The following is a 17,806-nucleotide window of genomic DNA, read 5'->3' as shown; positions in this document are numbered from 1 at the left end:
ACCTTTTTTCCTGCGCACCTCGAAGGAGAAAACCGCGCACTTCGCCGGAGAGAAGGGCGCACTTCGCGCCTCACCCGGCAGGAGCAGGCCGTACGTCGTCGGAGTCCCACCACACCCGGGCGATCTCGAACCTCGAGCGCACGCCCCAGCGGGCGAGCACGTCGCCGACGTGCTTCTCCACGCCCTTGACCGAGATGCCGAACTCAGCGGCGATCTGCTGGTTGGACGCGCCGAGGGCGATCCGGCGGGCGACCTCGCCCTGACGGGGGCTGAGGGGCGCCGGGGCGGGGCGGGGGATGTCGCGGGGCGGGGTACCGACCGCGGCCAGCAGGCCGATCCGGGTCGGGACACCGAAGGCGCACAGGACCCGGGAGATGTGGGTGCGCACGGTGGCCGGTGAGAGGAACAGCAGGGCCGCGATGTGATCGACCTCGTGGCCCTCGAGCACGTGGCGGGCGACCTCTCGTTCGCGCTCCGAGAGCGCCTCCCAGCCACCACCGGCGACCGGGGGCAGGCGGCGGCGGGCGGGTTGGAGGGTCGAGCTCGCCGACCGTCGTACGGCGCGATGGCCGCTCGCGTCGGTGGCGTTGACCAGCGCGCGGAGGTCCCGGCTGGCCCCGGCGACGTCCCGGCCGGCGATCCGGGCGCGCGCCAGGGCGATCTCGCCCTCCGCGGCCTCCACGAGGCGGCCGGCGGCGCGGCAGGCCTCGATGCTCGCCGTCGCGGCCGCAACGGCGCCCTCGACCTCGCCGAGGGCGAGCAGGACCCGGCTGCGGGCACGTTCGACGGTGGGTCCCGGCGAGGGGTGGATGGCGAGGGGCAGCATCGCGGCGAACCACGCCTCGGCGGACGCGAGGTCCTCCTCGGTGAGGGCGGCGACCAGCAGGAGCTCGAGCCCCAGTGCGCGGTCGATGAGGGTGCAGGAGCTCAGGTCGCCGTCGTCCCCGGCGCGCAGGATCATCCCGCCCGCGGTCACGACGTCGCCGACCGCGATCGCACCGAAGGCGAGGAGCAGCAGGACGCCGCGGTCCAGGAAGTCCCGTTCGCTGTCACGTACGGCGTCGGCGACCTCCAGGCTGCGGGCGACGCCGCCGGCGTCATCGGCGTTGCCGTGGACCAGGCCGGCGACCGAGTCGGTGAGGGTCTCCAGGCGGGACCCGGTGACCACCGCTGCCTTCATCGGATCGAGCAGTTCCTGGGCGCGAGCCACGTCGCCGCCGAAGAGCGCGGTCCGTACCGAGCACGCAGCCATCACCGCCGCGAAGGGATGGCCAGCCCAGGCCGACCCGCCCATGGGTCCGGTCGCCACGACGCTCGCCGCGTCGGCGACCCGAGCATCCACGAGGGCCGCCTCGGCGAGGAGGTAGCGCACGGCGCTCCACCAGGCGGAGTCCGGCTCGTCCGCCGTCACCAACAGGTCGAGCCCGGCCGCCCAGTCCGGACGTCCGTCCACCTCGAGGTCGCCGCCGGCCGCCAGGGCCGCGGCCGCGTGGGCCAGCGCCCGGGCCCCGTCGTCCGTGGCGGCTTCGACCGCCAGCCGCGCCCACTGCGAGCCCGCGACGAACTCGCCGAGCCAGAACTGGGTCACCGCAGCCAGCGCCGCCGCCACCGGATCGGCGTCCCGCTCCCACCGCGCCGCGCAGTCCTGCGCCGCGCCGCACGCCTCGCCGTTCGCCAGGGCGGCGAAGACCGAGGCGACCAGGTCCGAGCGCTCCATGACTCCGAAACTAGTGCCCCGGACGCCGGATCACCGCGATTACGCCGATTCCCTACTTCCGCGGGAGAGCTGGTTCCGCGAGATTCGGGATTCCATGTCTGCAAGGGAGAACAGATGACCCGCGCCCTGATCACCGCACTCCTTCTCGTGGGGGCGCTGGCGTCCGGATGTGGGGACGGCGACGACGGCTCCGACGCGCAGACCCCGTCGTCCACACCGGACAACGACGACAACGGCACCGACTCCGGCGACGACTCGGGAGACTCGGGCGACGACGCTCCCGAGGCCGGCGAGCTCCCGAAGTTCTGCGAGCTCCTCACCGCCGAGCAGGTGACCGAGGCCGTGGGGGCCCCGGTCACCCTGGAGTCGGCGCCGTTCGACTCGTGCGAGTTCGACCAGGAGGATCCGCGTGCCGTCAGCGGCTCCCTCGGCGTGGTCGAGGTCGGGGTCGACGCCGGAGGCTTCGAGAGCTACCGCTCGGGCAGCAGCGGCGCCCTCACGAACGGTGTCGACCACCCGGTGGACGGCCTCGGCAACGAGGCGTTCGTCGCGACCGGCACCATCGGGGGCGGCGAGAGCCTCCAGGCCGGCGGCGGCGTGCTGACCGACGGCGGTGTCGTCTACACGGTGAACCTGACCCAGGCCAGCGGGGTCAGCGAGGACGACCTCGTCGCCATCAGCACCCGCCTCCTCGAGCTCCTGGTCGAGGTCGGCTGAGACTCACCCGCGCCATCACCCGAGGATCCCGGCGGATCGGGCGACGACCCGGGCGAGGATGATCGCGTCGTGGACCGACGCGACGACCCCCGGTGGCTGGTGTGGCCGGCGCGCGCCATCGCGCTCGGGATCGTGCTGCCGGTACGCCTGCTGTGGGAGGCGGTCACCGGCGCCGGACGCGCCGCCGGACGCGGGATCGAGCGGCTGCTGACCCTCCTCGGCCGTGCCCTCGCCGCCGTGCTCCGCGCGATGCTCGCGGTGCTCCTCGTGCCGGTCCACCTGCTCGGACGATGGGTCCTCGGGCCGCTCTTCTCACTCCTCCACAGGTACGTCGGGCAGCCGGTCCTGCGCGTCGTGGCAGCCGTCCTGTCCGCGGTGGCCGGAATGCTCGGGGTCGTCCTGGAGGCCGTGGCGGCCGTCCTGTCCGCGTTGGCCGGGATTCTCGGGGTCGTCCTGGGCGCCGTGGCCCGCGTCCTCGGCGCGGTCCTCGGCTCGATCCTCGCCGCGGTGACGACCGCTGCGCGCGCGGTCGGACGCGCGCTGCGCACCGCGGTGCTCGCCGTGGCCCGCCTGGTCGGCGCAGTCCTCGGGGCGCTCGGCGCGCTGCTCCACCTCATCGTCGTGCGCCCCGTGACCGCGCTGGCGCGCTGGATCGTCGCGGCGTGGCGGGTGCTCGCCGCCGGGCTGGCCTCGCTGGCGCGGCTCCTCGGTCGTGCACTCGCGCTGCTGGCGGGCCTGGTCGTCGTACCGTTCGTGCTCCTGTGGCGCCACGTGCTGCGCCCGGTGCTCGTCGGCATCGCGATCGCCGCCGTTGCCGTGGTCATGGCCGGGTGGCGGTTCCTCGTCCTCCCGGTGGCGCGGGCGATCGGGGCCGTGCTCCGAGCGGTCGGCGCCGCAGCCCGCGCCGTATGGGGTTTCGTGGCGAGCACCCTCGCGTGGTCCTGGCGGACCGCAGGCCTGCTGCTGGCGGCCCTCGGCCGGGCCCTCGCCCTGCCGTTCGTGTGGACCTACCGGCAGGTCCTCACGCCGCTCGGCCACGCGATCCGCGCGGCGTGGCGGGCCGTCGTCCGACCGGTTCGCGCCGCGCTCGAGACCGTCGGTCGCGCCGTTCGGCTGACGACGGGCACCGTCGGGGCGGCCGTGCGGTCGACGAGTGCCCAGGTCCGCCACCAGCTCTCGGTGCTGCTCGGCCGCCCTCGCTGACCGGACGCCGCTGCGGTCAGTGCGGACGCGGGGGTACGCCGAGCGTGGCGCACGCGGCGTCGTACAACGCCACCACCTCGCGCCGGATCTCCGCGCGCTCGGTGATCGGACCGCCCGGCCACCGGATCCGACGCTCGCCGACCGGACCCTCGGGCCCGATCACGGTCCACGTCCCGGCGTCGCCGTCGGCGTCACTCATCGACGCGGCGGTCGCCTCCGGCACGCCGTGGGCGCGCACGATCAGCAGGTTGTCCTCGATGTGGTCGCCGTTCATGTGGGCGACGACGGCGTCGACGACGGGGGGTTCGAAGGTGTGGGGCATCTGGCTTCCATCTCAGTCGATTTCGAGACGCGTCGCGTCCCGCCTTGCTCCGCAGCGGCGGCACGCCGACGCTCCTCAATCTCCCGGCGTGATCCGCGGCTTCGCAAGCTCCACCGCGGCGCCGTGATCACCAGATCCGCACCCGGTCGGAGGGGTCGAGCCACAGGCCGTCACCGGGCTGCGTGCCGAACACCTCGTGGAACTCGTCCAGGTTGCGCACGATGTTGGCGCGGAACTCCGGCGGGCTGTGCGGGTCGATGGTGAGGTACTGCTGCTCCTGCTCCAGACGACGCTTGGTGCGCCACACGTAGGCCCAGTTGAAGAACAGCTTGGCGCGGTCCTCGTCGGACGCGGTGCCGCCCTGGGCGATGAGGTACGCCGTGTGGGCGATCGTGAGGCCGCCCAGGTCGCCGATGTTCTCGCCCACCGTGAGCTGGCCGTTGACGTTCTCGCCGGGGATGTTGCGGGGCGCGAACCCGTCGTACTGCGCGACGAGTGCGGAGGACTTCACCTCGAAGGCGGCCTTGTCGTCCGGGGTCCACCAGTCGTTGAGGTTGCCCTCGCCGTCGTACTGCGCGCCCTGGTCGTCGAACCCGTGGCCGACCTCGTGACCGATGACGGCGCCGATGCCGCCGTAGTTCTCGGCGGGCAGGGCGTCCGGGCTGAAGAACGGCTTCTGCAGGATTCCGGCCGGGAAGCAGATCTCGTTGGTGCCGGGGTTGTAGTAGGCGTTGACGGTCTGCGGCAGCATGAACCACTCGTCGCGGTCGACCGGTGCGCCGATCTTGGCGAGCTGGCGGTCGGTCTCGAAGCCGGCCGCGGCCTGGGCGTTGGCGACCAGGTCGTCCGGCACCACGACGAGCGCGCTGTAGTCACGGAACCGCTCCGGGTAGCCGATCTTGGGACGGAAGGTCGCGAGCTTCTCGTAGGCCCGCTCCTTGGTCTCCTCGGTCATCCAGTCGAGCTTGCTGATCGACTGGCGGTAGGCCGCGAGCAGGTTGGCGACCAGGTCGTCCATCATCGCCTTGGACGCAGGCGGGAAGTGCCGGGTGACGTAGACCTTGCCCACGGCCTCGCCCATCGAGCCCTCGACGAAGGACACCGCGCGCTTCCACCGCGCCCGCAGCTCGGGCGTGCCCGACAGGGTGCGTCCGTAGAAGTCGAAGTTGGTCTGGACGAAGGCCTCGGAGAGGTACGGCGCCGAGGAGCGCAGCACGCGCGAGAGGAACCAGTCGCGCCAGCTCTCGACGGGCACCTTCTCGAGCACCGTCGAGAGGTGCTCGAGGTACGACGGCTGCCGGACCACGACCTCGGCGATCGTGGCCTGGGGCCCGCTGAGCCGCCCGCCCAGGTTGGTGACGTAGGCGTCCCAGTCGAAGGCCGGGCAGAGGGCCTTGAGCTCGTCGGCGGTGAGCCGGTTGTAGGTCTTCTGGACGTCGCGCGTCTCGGCGCGCTCCCAGTGACCCCTGGCGAGCTCGGCGTCGAGCTCGAGGATCCGCTGGGCGGCGGCCTCGGGCTCGGCGTGGCCGCCCAGGGTCAGCAGCGTGGCGAGGTAGGCGACGTACGCCTCGCGGATGTCCGCGAACTTCTCCTCGCGGTAGTAGGACTCGTCGGGGAGACCGAGCCCTCCCTGCACCAGGTGGAAGAGGTAGCGGTCGGACTGCCGGTCGTCGGTGTCGACGTAGGAGCCGAACAGGCCGTAGCCGCCGACCCGCTCGAACTCGCCGAGGAAGGCGGCCACGTCGCGCACGTCGCGCAGGCCGGCGACGGCGTCGACGAGGGGCTGCACCGGCGCGATCCCGGCGGCCTCGACCCGGTCGGTGTCCATGAAGGAGTTGAAGAGGTCGGCGATCTTGCGGGCGTCGACGTCGGCCCCGCCGTCACCGGCAGCCGTGGCGGCGAGCTCGGTGATGATCTCGCGGACGTCCTCCTCGGCCTGGTCGGCGAGCTGGACGAAGGGTCCCCAGCTGGACCGGTCCGAGGGGATCTCCGCGTCGCGCAGCCACGTGCCGTTGACGTGGCCGAAGAGGTCGTCCTGGGGGCGGATGTCCAGGTCCATGCCCGGACGGGCGTCGTCGAGAATGCTCACGCGCCGAGCCTAGAACAAGCACCGTGACCGACCCCGGGACCAGGGTCCCCAATTCGGGGTGGTCGACTCAGGGGCGGGGTGCCGGACCCGATCAGGGCGTCATGGCCAAGCTCATCGCAATCGTGCCCAGCGTCGTCCTGGGCCTCGTGCTCGGCGCCGCCGCACCCACCGGTGCCGCGCCCGCCGCAACCCAGCTCCACAGTGTCCGGACGGCGCCGACCTTCGGCGGACCGCAGGACACGATGCCCACCCGTCTGCTGATCCAGAGCCTGTTGGAGAACCAGGTCATCTCGCTGACCAACGTCCAGCGCCGTGCCCACGGCTGCCCTGCGCTGAAGTCGAACGCCTACCTGCGCAAGTCGGCCCGCGGACACACCGTGACCATGGCGGCGAAGAACAAGATGTCCCACCAGCTGCCCGGCGAGCCGCGCTTCACGGTGCGGATCACCCGCGCCGGCTACACCAACTGGAACCTGGTCGCCGAGAACGTCGCCCGCGGCTTCAGCGGACCCAGTGCCGTCCTGCGGGCGTGGATGGCCAGCCCCGGTCACCGCCGCAACATCCTCAACTGCAAGCTGCGCCACATCGGCGTCGGCGTCGCCCTCCAGGGCGGGCAGCTGTGGTGGACCCAGAACTTCGGCCGCCGCTGAATCGATCCGAGGCGATTCGTCGCCGTGTCACCGGTTCCGGCGACGAGGCCACGCGAAGTGGTCGGACGGGACGAAACACTGGTCAATTCTGACCAGATCACGCCGGTTCATGTAGCGATGCGGGGGCCCGCACTGCTGGCTGAGGATCGACACATGAACCGGGGGATCCGCAATTTCGTCATCGGCGCGCTCGTCGTCGCCGCCGCCATCGCGCCGACGGCCGTGTCGCCGGCCGGAGCAGCGACAGAGGCGGCCACCGTCACGTCGGTACGGACGGTGTCGGCCTCGACGACCTATGTCGTCAACTCGGTCCTCGAGAACGCTGTGGTCGCGCTGGTCAACACCCGTCGCGTGCTCGCCGGTTGCCCCGTGCTCAAGTCCAACTCGTACCTGCGCGCGTCCTCGCGCAAGCACTCGCGCTACATGGCGGTCTACAACACCATGTCGCACCGGCTGCCGGGTGAGCCGACGCTGGGCCGGCGCATCACCGCCGCGGGCTACACCAACTGGAACAGGATCGCCGAGAACGTCGCCGCCGGCTTCACCACCGCGCAGCAGACGATGCGCGCGTGGATGGGCAGCACCGGCCACCGTCGCAACATCCTGGACTGCTCGCTGCGCCACATCGGCGTGGGCGTCGTCTTCAAGGGCCTGAAGCCGTACTGGACCCAGAACTTCGGTCGCCGGAGCTGATCACATCGGGCGCGGGCAGCATGGTTGACAGGTCCACCATGATGTTGCCCGTGCGCGCTCTCCTCGGACTGCTTCCCGGTGCCCTGCTGGTCGGCCTGTTGACCGCACCGCCTGCTGCGGCAGCGGTCGCTCCCACCGTCAGGGCCGTCCCGGTCGCGGCGACCACCGTGCCGGAGCGGGCGGTCAGCACCCAGGTGCTGCTCGAGACCGGGGTCATCAAGGCGATCAACACGATGCGGGTGCGCAGGGGCTGCCGGGCGCTGACCAACGTCAGCACCCTGCACCTCGCGGCGCGCCGCCACAGCAACCTGATGGCGAGCCGGAAGCAGCTGCGTCACCAGCTCGCCGGGGAGGCGACCCTGTCCACCAGGGTGCGCAGAGCGGGCTACACCGGCGCCACGATGCTCGGCGAGGTGCTCGCCACCGGCGCCCGGCAGCCCGCCGACGCCCTGCGCATGTGGATGAACAGCCCCCGGCACCGCGCGCTGCTGGTCGACTGCCGGTTCCGGCACGTCGGGACCGGCGTCACCGCCAACAGCGACGGGCGTCGCTGGTGGACCGTGGACCTGGCCCGACGCTGAGGCTCAGTCGCGGATCCGTACGACGGACTTGCCGAGCGCGGCACGCTCGTCCATGTCGATGAGGGCCTGGCCGAACTCCTCGATCGGGTAGACCTTGCCGACCGGCGGCTTCACGATGCCGGCCTCGATCATCGGGACGAGCTGCGCCCATTGCTGCTGCATGTAGCCCGGGTGGGAGAAGGCGTACTCGCCCCAGCCGACACCGCGGACGTCGGTGTTGTTGAGCAGCAGGCGGTTGACCTTGACCTCGGGGATGCCCTCGCCGGAGGCGAAGCCCACCACGAGCACCCGGCCCTGGCTGCCGAGCGAGCGCAGCGAGTCGGTGAAGAGTGAGCCGCCGACGACGTCCAGGACGATGTCGACACCCTTGCCGCCGGTGAGCTCGCGGGCGGCGTCCTTGAAGCCCTCGATGGCGATGGCCTCGTCGGCACCCGCGTCGAGAGCGAACTGGCGCTTCTCCTCGGTGCTGGCCACCGCGATGGTGCGCGCGCCGAGGGCCTTGGCGACCTGGATGGTCGCGGTCCCGACGCCACCGGCGGCACCGTGGATCAGCACGGTCTCGCCCTCGCGCAGACTGCCGCGCTCGTCGAGCGCGAAGAGAGCGGTGAGGTAGTTCATCGGCAGCGCGACGGCCTCGTCGAAGCTGATCGCATCGGGCAGCGCGAAGACCGACTCCGGAGAGCCGATGGCGAGCTCCGCGCCGCCGCCGTACGCACCGACGGCCGTGACCCGCTGGCCCGGCGCGAAGCCGGGCCCGGACACCACGACGCCGGCGAAGTCGACGCCCAGCGTGAAGGGCGGCTCGGGGCGGAGCTGGTACTGGCCCTTGCTGAGCAGCAGGTCCGGGAACGAGATCCCGACGCTGTGCACCTCGATGAGGAGGTCGTCCGGACCGGCGACCGGGTCCGCCACCTCCGCCACGACGATGTCGGAGGGACCGGTGGTGGTGAGGACCTGGACGGCACGCATTCCCCGAGGTTAAGGCATCTGCCCCACGGTGCGGTGCCGGGCCACCAGGTCGGCGTACCAGTCGAAGGAGCGCTTGGGGGTGCGCACCTGGGTCTCGTAGTCGACGTGGACGAAGCCGAACCGCTGCGTGTAGCCCTCGGACCACTCGAAGTTGTCCATCAGCGACCACGCGTAGTAACCGCGTACGTCGACGCCGCGCTCGATCGCCTCGGCGACGGCCGCGAGGTGGGCGGCGTGGTAGTCGATCCGCGCCTGGTCGTCGACGACGCCGTCCGCGTCCGGGCCGTTGTTGTAGGCGCAGCCGGACTCGGTGATCACGATCGGCGGGATGGCCGCACGGAGGCGGGCGCGGAACATGATCAGCCACTCGCGCAGGGCCTCGGGGACCACGGGCCAGCCGAAGTCGGTGACCGGGTGGCCCAGGACCTCGCGGAACTCGAAGGGGAGCTCGGCGTCGTCGTCACCCGCGCCGATCCGCATCGGGTTGTAGTAGTTGATGCCGTAGAAGTCGAGCGGTTGACGCATCGTCGCGAAGTCGCCGTCGCGGACGTGGTCCTCCAGGAGCATCTCCAGGTCGGCGGAGTAGCGGCCCAGGAGCATGCCCTCGAGGTAGTGGCCGTTCCAGATCGAGTCGAAGAGCTTGGCCGCACCCACGTCGGCGGGGTCGTCGCTCGCCGGCCAGATCGGCGCGTGGTTGTTGGCGCAGCCCACGCTGGTCGCGCCGGCGGCCCGCAGCTCGATCGCCGCCCGGCCGTGGGCCACGAGCAGGTGGTGGCCGACGGGGAGCGCGTCGAACATCAGCGCCTTGCCCGGCGCGTGCATCGCGACCGCGTGGCCCATCAGGGTCACCACATTGGGCTCGTTGACCGGCACCCAGTCGGCGACCCGGTCCCCGAGCCGCTTGCCCATGATCGCGGCGTAGTCGGCGAACCTCTCGATGCTCACCCGGTTGAGCCAGCCGCCGTCGTCCTCCAGCGCCTGCGGGAGGTCCCAGTGGAACAAGGTGGCCATCGGCCGGATCCCGGCCTCGAGCAGGCCGTCGACCAGCCGGTCGTAGAAGTCGAGGCCCTTCTGGTTCGCCGGACCGGAGCCGGTGGGCTGGATCCGCGACCAGGCGATCGAGAACCGGTAGCCGGGCGCCCCCAACCGGGCCATCAGGGCGATGTCCTCGCGGTAGCGGTGGTAGTGGTCGCAGGCGACCGCTCCGCTCGAGCCGTCGACGACGCGTCCCGGCGTGGCCGTGTAGGTGTCCCACACGGAGGGGCCGCGGCCGTCCTCCGTGACCGCTCCCTCGATCTGGTACGCCGCCGTACTGGTCCCGAAGACGAAGTCCTCGGGCAGCCTGACGGCGAGGTCCCTCTCCCTGTCCCTCACCGGAGAAGACTGGCACGCCGGTGGCCCTCAGGTCAGCCGATCGCCCGATCCTCGCGGTGCGCCGCAACCAGATCCGAGTACCACTCGAACGACCGCTTGGGTCGGCGCTCCTGCGTCGCGTGGTCGACGTGGACGAGTCCGTAGCGCGGAAGGAAGCCGTCACTCCACTCCCAGGTGTCGAGCAGGCTCCAGACGTGGAAGCCCTGGACGTCCACACCGGCGGCGATCGCGTTGGCCACGGCCTCGAGGTGGGAGGTCAGGTAGTCGATGCGGGCCTGGTCCTCGATCACGCCGTCAGCACCGACCGAACCGGCCAGCGCGGCACCGGCCTCGGTGATCACGAACGGCGGCAGCGCGGCGCGGTAGCGGGCCCGCGTCATGATCAGCCACTCCTGCAGCGCCTCGGGAACGATGGCCCAGCCGTTGTCGGTGCGCTCGTGGCCGAGCACGTCGAGGAAGCGGAACATCGAGTCACCGTCCGCGTCGCCCTCCGGGACCGCCGCGACCCGGACCGGGCTGTAGTAGTTGATGCCGTAGTAGTCGAGCGGCTGCCGGATCGTGGCCAGGTCGCCCGGCTGCACGACGTCCTCGAGCAGCGGCGCCAGGTCGGCCGGGTAGCGGCCGAGGAGGACGGGCTCGAGGAACAGACCGTTCCACAGCGCGTCGAAGACCTTGGTCGCACCCACGTCGGCCGGGTCATCGGTCGCCGGCCACATCGGCGCGTGGTTGTTCGCGCAGCCCACCCGGCGGACGCCGGCCGCGCGCAGGGCGCTCACGGCCAGGCCGTGGCCGAGCAGCGCGTGGTGGGCGGCCCACAGCGCGTCGAACAGCAGGCGGCGACCGGGCGCCCGGTCGCCCCAGCCGTAGCCGCGCATGATCGTCACCGCGGGCTCGCTCATCGGCACCCAGTCCGGCACCCGGTCGGCCAGTCGGGCACCGACCACGGCGGCGTACTCGCCGAAGCGGTGGGCCGTGTCGGGGTTGATCCAGCCCCCCTCGTCCTCGAGGGCCTGCGGCAGGTCGGCGTGCAGGAGGGTCACCGCCGGCTCGATGCCCGCCGCCAGCAGCTCGTCGACCAGTCGGTCGTAGAAGCCGAGGCCGGCAGCGTTCACCGGCCCGCAGCCCGTCGGCTGCACCCGCGACCACGACACGCTGAACCGGTACGACGGCGCGCCGAGCCTGGCGAGCAGGGCCACGTCCTCGGCGTACCTCCGCACGTGGTCGCACGCCACCGACGGGGACGATCCGTCGACGATCCGCCCGGGCACGGCGGCCCAGGTGTCCCACACGCTCGGGCCGCGGCCGTCGAGATCGGCGGCTCCCTCGACCTGCGGCGCGGAGGTCACGGTGCCGAACCGGAAGCCGGCGGGGAACCGCCTGGCGAGTGCGGCGACGGTCACGGGCACAATCTGACAGGTGACAGTCGAGATTCGCAGGGGTTCGAGCAGGTTCACCGAGCGCGAGGCCGGGCGGCTGAGCCACCACAGCTTCTCCTTCGGGGCGCACTACGACCCCGAGCGGCTGTCCTTCGGACCGATCGTGTGTCACGACGACCACCTGCTCGGGCGCGGCAACGGCTTCGCGGAGCATGCCCACGAGGGCCTGGAGATCGTGACGTGGGTCGTGTCGGGATCCGTCGTGCACACCGACGGCACCGGAGCGAGCGCCGTGCTGGGCACGGGTGAGTGCGGGGTGCTGAGCGCCGGGGCGGGCGTCCGCCACACCGAGCTCGCCGGACCCGACGGGCCGGCGCGCTTCGTCCAGGTCTGGCTGACCCCCGATGACGCCTCCGGCGAACCCACCCACGCGACGGCGGGCGTCGAGGCCGTCCCCGGCGCCGGACTGGTCCGGGTCGTGGGACCGGGCGGGCCGCTGTCCGTCGGCGTGGAGGGGGCGGCCTTCGAGGTCGCCCGGCTCGGCGCCGGAGAGGTCCTCACGCTGCCTGCCGCCGAGCGCGCCCACGTCTACCTCACCACCGGGGCGCTGCTGCGCTTCTCCCTCGCCGAGCCCCTCGCCGCGGGCGACGCGATCTGCCTCACCGACGAGCCGTCGTACGACGTCACCGCGTCGGTGCCGACGGAGATCCTCGTCTGGCGCTTCTGAGCGTCCCGACGAACTCTTCGGGAAAGTTCCCGGGAAAACTGCAAGGTCCTCTGGGCGGGCTGCTCCTACCACCAACAAGAGCAGCCACCGGGCACCACCGCCCGATCACCCCAGGAGACCATCATGAAGAACACCACCCGCACCGCCCTCCGCCTGATCATCGCCACGCCCCTCGCGGCCAGCGCGATCGCCCTCGGCGGGTTCACCGACCTGGCCCACGCCGAGACCCCCGGCTTCGAGCCGGACACCGGCGGCACCATCGCCGTCCCCGGTGACGACGAGGACCCACGCCCCGAGGGCCCCGGCGACATCGGCATCCCCGAGGACGACGAGGACCCGCAGCCCGACGGCCCCGGCGACATCGGCATCCCCGAGGACGACGAGGACCCGCAGCCCGACGGCCCGGACGACCTGGCCATCCCGGAGCCGGGTGACGGCCCCGAGGACGTGCCCGGTGACGACGTCCCGGCCGACAAGGGCGGCGACAAGGGCGACAAGGGCGACAAGTCCGACAAGGGCGGGAAGAACGGCGGCAACGCCGGCGACGTCAACGGCATCCTCGACGTCCAGGTCCCGAACCGCATCGACGCCGGTGTCGGCCCGGTCGCCTCGGCCGACGAGCAGGAGCTCACCCTGACCTGGGTGCTGGCCGGTGGAGGTCTCGTCGTCGCGGCGGGCTCGCTCCTGGCCCGCCAGCGGGTCGCCAGCCGTACCCGCTGACCAGCGGCGCTGCACCCAGCAACAGGACGGCCGTCCGGGGATCCCCCGGGCGGCCGTCCTGCTTGTCCGTCGGCGCCGGGACCCCGTCTCAGGTGTCGGCGGCGGAGCGGAACACCATGTCGTCGGGGACGACGAGGCCGTACTGCGCGAGGGTGCCGACCAGGACCGCGCTCACCTGGCGGGTGAGCCGGTCGACGAGCTGCTCCTGCGACTCGTCGTGGTGGTCGAACCACCAGATGATGCTCGCGTCGACCATCCCCATCACGCCGACCAGGACGCCTTCGGGCGGGTCCGCGGAGAGCGGTGTCTCGCTGAGGTAGGCGCGGGCGGCCTCGACGATCTCGCTGAGGAGCCGGGTCCGGCCGAGCCGGGCGCGGTGCAGGGCCTTGGTCTGCTGCTGGGCGGCCAGGAAGCGGAACAGGTGCGGGTGCTCGGCGGCCCACGCGACGCACGGGGCGATCAGGCCGCGGACGACCTCGACCGGGGTGCCGGAGCGGGCGAAGCTCGGGCGTACCCGACGGATCAGCTCGGTCGCCGCAAACCGGGCGACCTCCGCGTCGAGCTGTTCCTTGCTCGCGAAGTGGCGGTAGACGTTGGGGCGAGGGATGCCGACGCGTTCGGCGATCTGGCCCATGCCGACGCCGACGCCGCCCTCCTCGATCGCGTCGACGGCCGCCTGGACGACCTGCGCCCGGCGGGCGTCGTCGTCGCCCGACGCGTTCGCCGTACGGCGTCGCACCGTCGAGTCGACCCACTTCGCCACGTCCACCACGTCCGTCACGCTATCGCGCCGGAGACCACTGGGTACATCTTGTATCCAGTGGCGAAATCGTGATACACCCTGTACCCATGACCTCGCTGACCCGACGCTCGCCGTGGATGGACACCGACCTCGACGACTTCCGCGACCTCGCCCGCACCTTCTGTGAGAAGGAGATCAAGCCCAACGTCGACCGCTTCATCGAGAACAAGCAGGTCGACCGCGAGCTGTGGACCAAGGCCGGCGACGTCGGCCTGCTCTGCCTCTCCATCCCCGAGGAGTACGGCGGCGGTGGCGGCACCTTCGCGCACGAGGCCATCCTGATCGAGGAGCAGTCCCGCGCCGGCGACAGCTCGTGGGGCGCCTCGCTCCACAACGGCATCGTGGCCCACTACATCCTCAGGTACGGCACCGAGGAGCAGAAGCACGAGTGGCTGCCCAAGATGGCCAGCGGAGAGGTCGTCAGCGCCATCGCGATGACCGAGCCCGGCACCGGCTCGGACCTGCAGAACATCAAGACCAAGGCGATCCGCGACGGCGAGGAGTACGTCGTCAACGGCTCCAAGACGTTCATCACCAACGGCGCCCAGGCCGACATGGTCGTGGTGGTCGCCAAGACCAACCCGGAGGAGGCGGCGTCCGGCATCTCGCTGGTCATCGTGCCCACCGACACGCCCGGCTTCGCCCGCGGCCGCGTGCTCGACAAGATCGGCATGAAGGGCCAGGACACCTCCGAGCTCAGCTTCACCGACGTACGGGTCCCGGTCACCAACCTGCTCGGCACCGACGAGGGCCAGGGCTTCATCCAGCTGATGGAGCAGCTCCCCCAGGAGCGCCTCATCGTCGCCGTCTCGAACGTCGCGGCGATGGAGTTCTGCCTCGAGGAGACCCTGCGCTACGTCCACGACCGGCACGCCTTCAACAAGCCGATCTGGGGTTTCCAGAACACCAAGTTCAAGATGGCCGAGGTCGCCACCGAGGCACGCGTGGCCCGCTCCTTCGTCGACGAGTGCATCACCCTGCACCTGGTCGGCGAGCTCGACATCCCCACCGTCGCGATGGCCAAGCTGTGGTGCTCCGAGCGCGCCCAGAAGGTCGCCGACAAGTGCCTCCAGCTCCACGGCGGCTACGGCTACATGAACGAGTACCCGATCGCGCGCGCCTGGGCCGACCTGCGCGTCTCGCAGATCTACGCCGGGACGAGCGAGATCATGAAGGAGATCATCAGCCGGTCGCTGCCCGCGCCGGTGTGAGTGGGTTGTCGGGGTGGGGCAGTTTCACCGCCTAACCCACGAAACTGCCTCTGAGCACACGGAATTTCATGTGCCCAGAGGCAGTTTCACCGCCTAAGCGGTGAAACTGCCGCCGCTTCACGCAAGGATCCGCACCGCCCCCGCCACCAACGCGACCACGAGCGGAGCAGCGGGATCCCCCGGCAGTGCGCCGAGCGCCTCGCCGTCCGCACCGACCGGCACAGCGCCACCGCCGCGATAGGTGCCGGACAGCGTCACCCGGTGCCCGGTCAGCACCTTCACCTCGTCGAGCGCGACGTGCTGGCCGTCGTACACCTTCGGCAGAGCGCGGATCAGGTCGAGCCGGCCGGCGGCCTCGATCACGATGACGTCGAGCAGCCCGTCGGAGACGGACGCGTCGGGCGCGATGGCCATGCCCTTGCCGTAGTAGCGGGAGTTCGCGACGACGACCGTGGCGGCCTGGTGCTCCGAGCGCACGCCGTCGACCTCGAGCACGCAGTGCACGGGCCGGTACGTCGCCAGGGCGCGGACCGCGGCGACCGGGTACTGCAGCCTCGAGGGCAGCCAGTGCGAGCGGTCGACGATCTCGGCGGCACGGGCGTCCACGCCGGCGTACACCGATCCGGCCACGACCGAGGTCGTCGCGTCGCCGCGCGTCGCGCACAACAGGTCGATCCTGCGCTCCTCCCCGGCAAGCAGCAGCGCCGCCTGTCCGGCGGTGTCGTGGGGGATCTCGAGCATGCGGGCGAAGTCGTTGCCGCGACCGGCGGGGATGACGGCGAGCACGCCGTCGCGTTCGGAGACCGCACCGGCGACCGAGGAGAGCATCCCGTCGCCGCCGACGGACACCACGACGGCACCTGCGGCGACGGCGGTGGCCACCAGGTCCGGCGTCTCGGCGGGCGAGGTCGTGTAGCTGACGTCGACCGCAGCACCCGCCTCCCGCAGCGCGCGGGCGAGCGGTACGACGACCTTGGTTGCTGCTCCCCCACCCGAGTTGGGGTTGACGAGGAAGGCGAAGCGGCGTCCCGACGGCGCTGTCACGGGATCAGCACCCCGGGGTTGAGGATGCCGACGGGGTCGACGGCCCTCTTGACCGCGCGCAGGACCTCCACCCCCACCTCGCCGATCTCGGCACCCAGATAGGGCTTGTGGTCGGTGCCGACGGCGTGGTGGTGGGTGATCGAGGCACCGGCGGCGACGATGGCCTCGCAGGCGGCAGCCTTGGCGGGCAGCCACGTCGCGAGCGGGTCCTCGCCACCCGGAGCGGCGACGGTGAAGTAGAGCGAGCAGCCGGTCGCGTAGACGTGCGAGACGTGGCAGAGCACCATCGCGCCCTCGCCGAGGGTCTCGGTCAGGGCCGTCCTCACCCGGTCGTACAGGTTCTGGCGGTTGCCCCAGAAGGTCACCGTCTCGAGGGTCTCGACCAGGACGCCGACGTCGAGCAGGTTGTCGCGGAGGTACGGCGCGTTGAACCGCCCTTCGGCCCAGGCCTCGCCCGGTGCGCTGCCCTGCGGACGGCCGCCGAGTCCGGTGAGCGTGGTGGTGACCGCGGCCTTCTTCGCAGCGACGGCCGACGGCGTGCCCTCGTAGCCGACGATCATCAGGCAACCCGCGCTGCCCTCGCCACCAATGCTCTCGGGGTCGGCGAGGTTGATCGCGGTCTCGTTCTCGTCGGAGAGCCGCAGCACGGTGGGGAGCAGGTCGCCCTGGGCGAGCACGCGCATGGCGTCGGCGCCCTCGGCGAAGGACGGCCAGCGCCAGCCTTCGTACTCCTTGACCTCCGGCAGCGGCCGGACCCGGACGGTGACCTCGGTGATCACACCGAAGGCCCCCTCCGAACCGAGGAAGAGCTCGCGCAGGTCGGGACCGGAGGCGTTGGCCGGGGAGGCGCCGAGGCGGACCTCGCCGGCCGGGGTGGCCACGCGGAGCGCGACGACCATCGAGTCGAAGCGGCCGTAGCCTGCGCTCGACTGGCCGCTGGAACGGGTGGCGGCGAAGCCACCGATGGAGGCGTACTCGAACGACTGCGGGAGGTGTCCGAGCATCAGGCCGTGCTCGCCGAGCAGTGCTTCGGCCTCGGGTCCGCGGAGTCCCGGCTCCAGCGTGGCGGTCGAGGAGACCGGGTCGAGGGCGAGCAGGCCGCGCATCCGACCGAGGTCGAGCGAGATCACGCCGGTGAGTCCGGCAGACGCGGGGTCGGCGACGAGACCACCGGTGACGGCCGTGCCGCCACCGAAGGGCACGACCGCGACCCGCTGCTCGACCGCCCACGCGAGGACGGCGGCGACGTCGTCGTGCCCGCCGGGTCGTACGACGACATCGGGCGCGTCGCCGAGGTCGCCGGTGCGCTGCCGGAGCAGGTCGGGCGTCGACTTCCCGCGGGTGCGCAGGCGGCGCAGCGCGTCCTCGGTGACGACGTGCTCGGCGCCGAGCAGGCCCTGCAGTGCGGCGATCTGGCCGTCGGTGAGACGTGTGGCCGGGAGCGCGACCTCGGTCGCGGCGGGGGTGTGGCGGAGCTCGAAGACCATCCCGACGAGGTCGCGGACGCCGTCCGGCAGGCCGATGGCGTGGTCCGGGTCGCCCCACCGCGTGGCGGGCATCTCGGGCTGCAGGGCGGTGGGGCGCTCGATCGTCATGTGTTACAGTGTTACA

At 71.8% G+C, this 17,806-nt stretch carries 17 protein-coding genes; 8 read left to right on the top strand and 9 right to left on the bottom strand.

Annotation, left to right across the window (positions count from 1 at the left end):
* Positions 1-70: 70 nt before the first annotated feature.
* Positions 71-1,717: a helix-turn-helix domain-containing protein gene (locus ASE01_RS04610; RefSeq protein WP_056748934.1), complete on the bottom strand. Its 1,647-nt coding sequence runs from the start codon at positions 1,715-1,717 to the stop codon at positions 71-73.
* A gap of 114 nt (positions 1,718-1,831) precedes the next feature.
* On the opposite strand from ASE01_RS04610, the gene ASE01_RS04605 reads away from it, so the two are divergent.
* Both ASE01_RS04605 and ASE01_RS04600 read left to right on the top strand, forming a co-directional pair.
* Complete coding sequence (locus tag ASE01_RS04605) at positions 1,832-2,434, top strand: hypothetical protein (protein WP_056748932.1); 603 nt, start codon at positions 1,832-1,834, stop codon at positions 2,432-2,434.
* A gap of 69 nt (positions 2,435-2,503) precedes the next feature.
* A complete protein-coding gene (locus tag ASE01_RS04600; RefSeq protein ID WP_056748930.1) occupies positions 2,504-3,637 on the top strand; it encodes a hypothetical protein in 1,134 nt (377 codons plus the stop codon).
* 16 nt (positions 3,638-3,653) lie between these two features.
* Here the strand turns inward: ASE01_RS04600 and ASE01_RS04595 are convergent, their stop codons facing one another.
* Entirely contained in the window at positions 3,654-3,959 is a 306-nt protein-coding gene (locus tag ASE01_RS04595; protein ID WP_056748928.1) for a DUF2470 domain-containing protein, read from the bottom strand.
* 127 nt (positions 3,960-4,086) lie between these two features.
* Positions 4,087-6,048 (bottom strand): M13 family metallopeptidase, encoded by a 1,962-nt coding sequence (locus tag ASE01_RS04590; protein ID WP_056748926.1) that lies wholly within the window; start codon positions 6,046-6,048, stop codon positions 4,087-4,089.
* A gap of 101 nt (positions 6,049-6,149) precedes the next feature.
* Between ASE01_RS04590 and ASE01_RS04585 the strand changes: the two genes are divergently transcribed.
* From ASE01_RS04585 to ASE01_RS04575, 3 genes are all read left to right on the top strand, one after another.
* The gene (locus ASE01_RS04585; RefSeq protein ID WP_056748924.1) at positions 6,150-6,698 is read left to right on the top strand and encodes a CAP domain-containing protein; all 549 of its coding nucleotides are present in this window, start codon (positions 6,150-6,152) and stop codon (positions 6,696-6,698) included.
* 153 nt (positions 6,699-6,851) lie between these two features.
* A complete protein-coding gene (locus tag ASE01_RS04580; protein WP_056748922.1) occupies positions 6,852-7,391 on the top strand; it encodes a CAP domain-containing protein in 540 nt (179 codons plus the stop codon).
* 50 nt (positions 7,392-7,441) lie between these two features.
* Complete coding sequence (locus ASE01_RS04575; RefSeq protein WP_056748920.1) at positions 7,442-7,972, top strand: CAP domain-containing protein; 531 nt, start codon at positions 7,442-7,444, stop codon at positions 7,970-7,972.
* A gap of 3 nt (positions 7,973-7,975) precedes the next feature.
* Here ASE01_RS04575 and ASE01_RS04570 read toward each other — a convergent pair whose 3' ends face one another.
* The 3 genes from ASE01_RS04570 to ASE01_RS04560 are packed head-to-tail and all read right to left on the bottom strand — an operon-like array spanning position 7,976 to position 11,715.
* Positions 7,976-8,941 carry an NADPH:quinone oxidoreductase family protein gene (locus ASE01_RS04570; RefSeq protein WP_056748918.1) on the bottom strand — a complete coding sequence of 322 codons (966 nt, stop codon included), beginning with the start codon at positions 8,939-8,941 and terminating at the stop codon, positions 7,976-7,978.
* Between the two features lie 9 nt (positions 8,942-8,950).
* Positions 8,951-10,315 carry a GH1 family beta-glucosidase gene (locus tag ASE01_RS04565; RefSeq protein WP_056748916.1) on the bottom strand — a complete coding sequence of 455 codons (1,365 nt, stop codon included), beginning with the start codon at positions 10,313-10,315 and terminating at the stop codon, positions 8,951-8,953.
* Positions 10,316-10,347: 32 nt separating this feature from the next.
* Positions 10,348-11,715 carry a GH1 family beta-glucosidase gene (locus ASE01_RS04560; RefSeq protein ID WP_056748914.1) on the bottom strand — a complete coding sequence of 456 codons (1,368 nt, stop codon included), beginning with the start codon at positions 11,713-11,715 and terminating at the stop codon, positions 10,348-10,350.
* A 16-nt stretch (positions 11,716-11,731) separates the two neighbouring features.
* Between ASE01_RS04560 and ASE01_RS04555 the strand changes: the two genes are divergently transcribed.
* On the top strand, positions 11,732-12,418 hold the full coding sequence (locus tag ASE01_RS04555; RefSeq protein ID WP_056748912.1) for a pirin family protein: 687 nt from the start codon (positions 11,732-11,734) through the stop codon (positions 12,416-12,418).
* Positions 12,419-12,541: 123 nt separating this feature from the next.
* Complete coding sequence (locus ASE01_RS04550) at positions 12,542-13,138, top strand: hypothetical protein (protein ID WP_056748909.1); 597 nt, start codon at positions 12,542-12,544, stop codon at positions 13,136-13,138.
* 88 nt (positions 13,139-13,226) lie between these two features.
* Here ASE01_RS04550 and ASE01_RS04545 read toward each other — a convergent pair whose 3' ends face one another.
* Complete coding sequence (locus tag ASE01_RS04545) at positions 13,227-13,910, bottom strand: TetR/AcrR family transcriptional regulator (protein WP_056749337.1); 684 nt, start codon at positions 13,908-13,910, stop codon at positions 13,227-13,229.
* Positions 13,911-13,987: 77 nt separating this feature from the next.
* Here ASE01_RS04545 and ASE01_RS04540 point away from each other — a divergent pair, with 77 nt between their 5' ends.
* Positions 13,988-15,151, top strand: coding sequence for an acyl-CoA dehydrogenase family protein (locus ASE01_RS04540; protein WP_235535863.1), 1,164 nt, complete (start codon positions 13,988-13,990; stop codon positions 15,149-15,151).
* A 117-nt stretch (positions 15,152-15,268) separates the two neighbouring features.
* On the opposite strand, the gene ASE01_RS04535 is transcribed toward ASE01_RS04540, so the two are convergent.
* Positions 15,269-16,195 (bottom strand): YegS/Rv2252/BmrU family lipid kinase, encoded by a 927-nt coding sequence (locus ASE01_RS04535; protein WP_056748907.1) that lies wholly within the window; start codon positions 16,193-16,195, stop codon positions 15,269-15,271.
* Positions 16,192-17,790 (bottom strand): FAD-binding oxidoreductase, encoded by a 1,599-nt coding sequence (locus tag ASE01_RS04530; protein ID WP_235535862.1) that lies wholly within the window; start codon positions 17,788-17,790, stop codon positions 16,192-16,194. The genes ASE01_RS04535 and ASE01_RS04530 overlap by 4 nt, the downstream gene beginning before the upstream one ends.
* Positions 17,791-17,806 lie beyond the last annotated feature (16 nt).

Origin of the sequence: Nocardioides sp. Root190, assembly GCF_001428565.1 — a bacterium.
In the GTDB taxonomy this organism is placed as follows: Bacteria; Actinomycetota; Actinomycetes; order Propionibacteriales; family Nocardioidaceae; genus Nocardioides.
The sequence above is the reverse complement of the archived record's forward strand: the minus strand, read 5'-3'. Positions and strand labels throughout refer to the sequence as shown.

Excerpts from the sequence above, each read along its gene's own strand:
- ASE01_RS04540 (WP_235535863.1), top strand. The coding sequence starts at position 13,988 with ATGACCTCGCTGACCCGACGCTCGCCGTGGATGGACACCGACCTCGAC.
- ASE01_RS04585 (WP_056748924.1), top strand. The coding sequence starts at position 6,150 with ATGGCCAAGCTCATCGCAATCGTGCCCAGCGTCGTCCTGGGCCTCGTG.
- ASE01_RS04595 (WP_056748928.1), bottom strand. The coding sequence starts at position 3,959 with ATGCCCCACACCTTCGAACCCCCCGTCGTCGACGCCGTCGTCGCCCAC.
- ASE01_RS04550 (WP_056748909.1), top strand. The coding sequence starts at position 12,542 with ATGAAGAACACCACCCGCACCGCCCTCCGCCTGATCATCGCCACGCCC.
- ASE01_RS04610 (WP_056748934.1), bottom strand. The coding sequence starts at position 1,717 with ATGGAGCGCTCGGACCTGGTCGCCTCGGTCTTCGCCGCCCTGGCGAAC.
- ASE01_RS04580 (WP_056748922.1), top strand. The coding sequence starts at position 6,852 with ATGAACCGGGGGATCCGCAATTTCGTCATCGGCGCGCTCGTCGTCGCC.
- ASE01_RS04570 (WP_056748918.1), bottom strand. The coding sequence starts at position 8,941 with ATGCGTGCCGTCCAGGTCCTCACCACCACCGGTCCCTCCGACATCGTC.
- ASE01_RS04605 (WP_056748932.1), top strand. The coding sequence starts at position 1,832 with ATGACCCGCGCCCTGATCACCGCACTCCTTCTCGTGGGGGCGCTGGCG.
- ASE01_RS04530 (WP_235535862.1), bottom strand. The coding sequence starts at position 17,790 with ATGACGATCGAGCGCCCCACCGCCCTGCAGCCCGAGATGCCCGCCACG.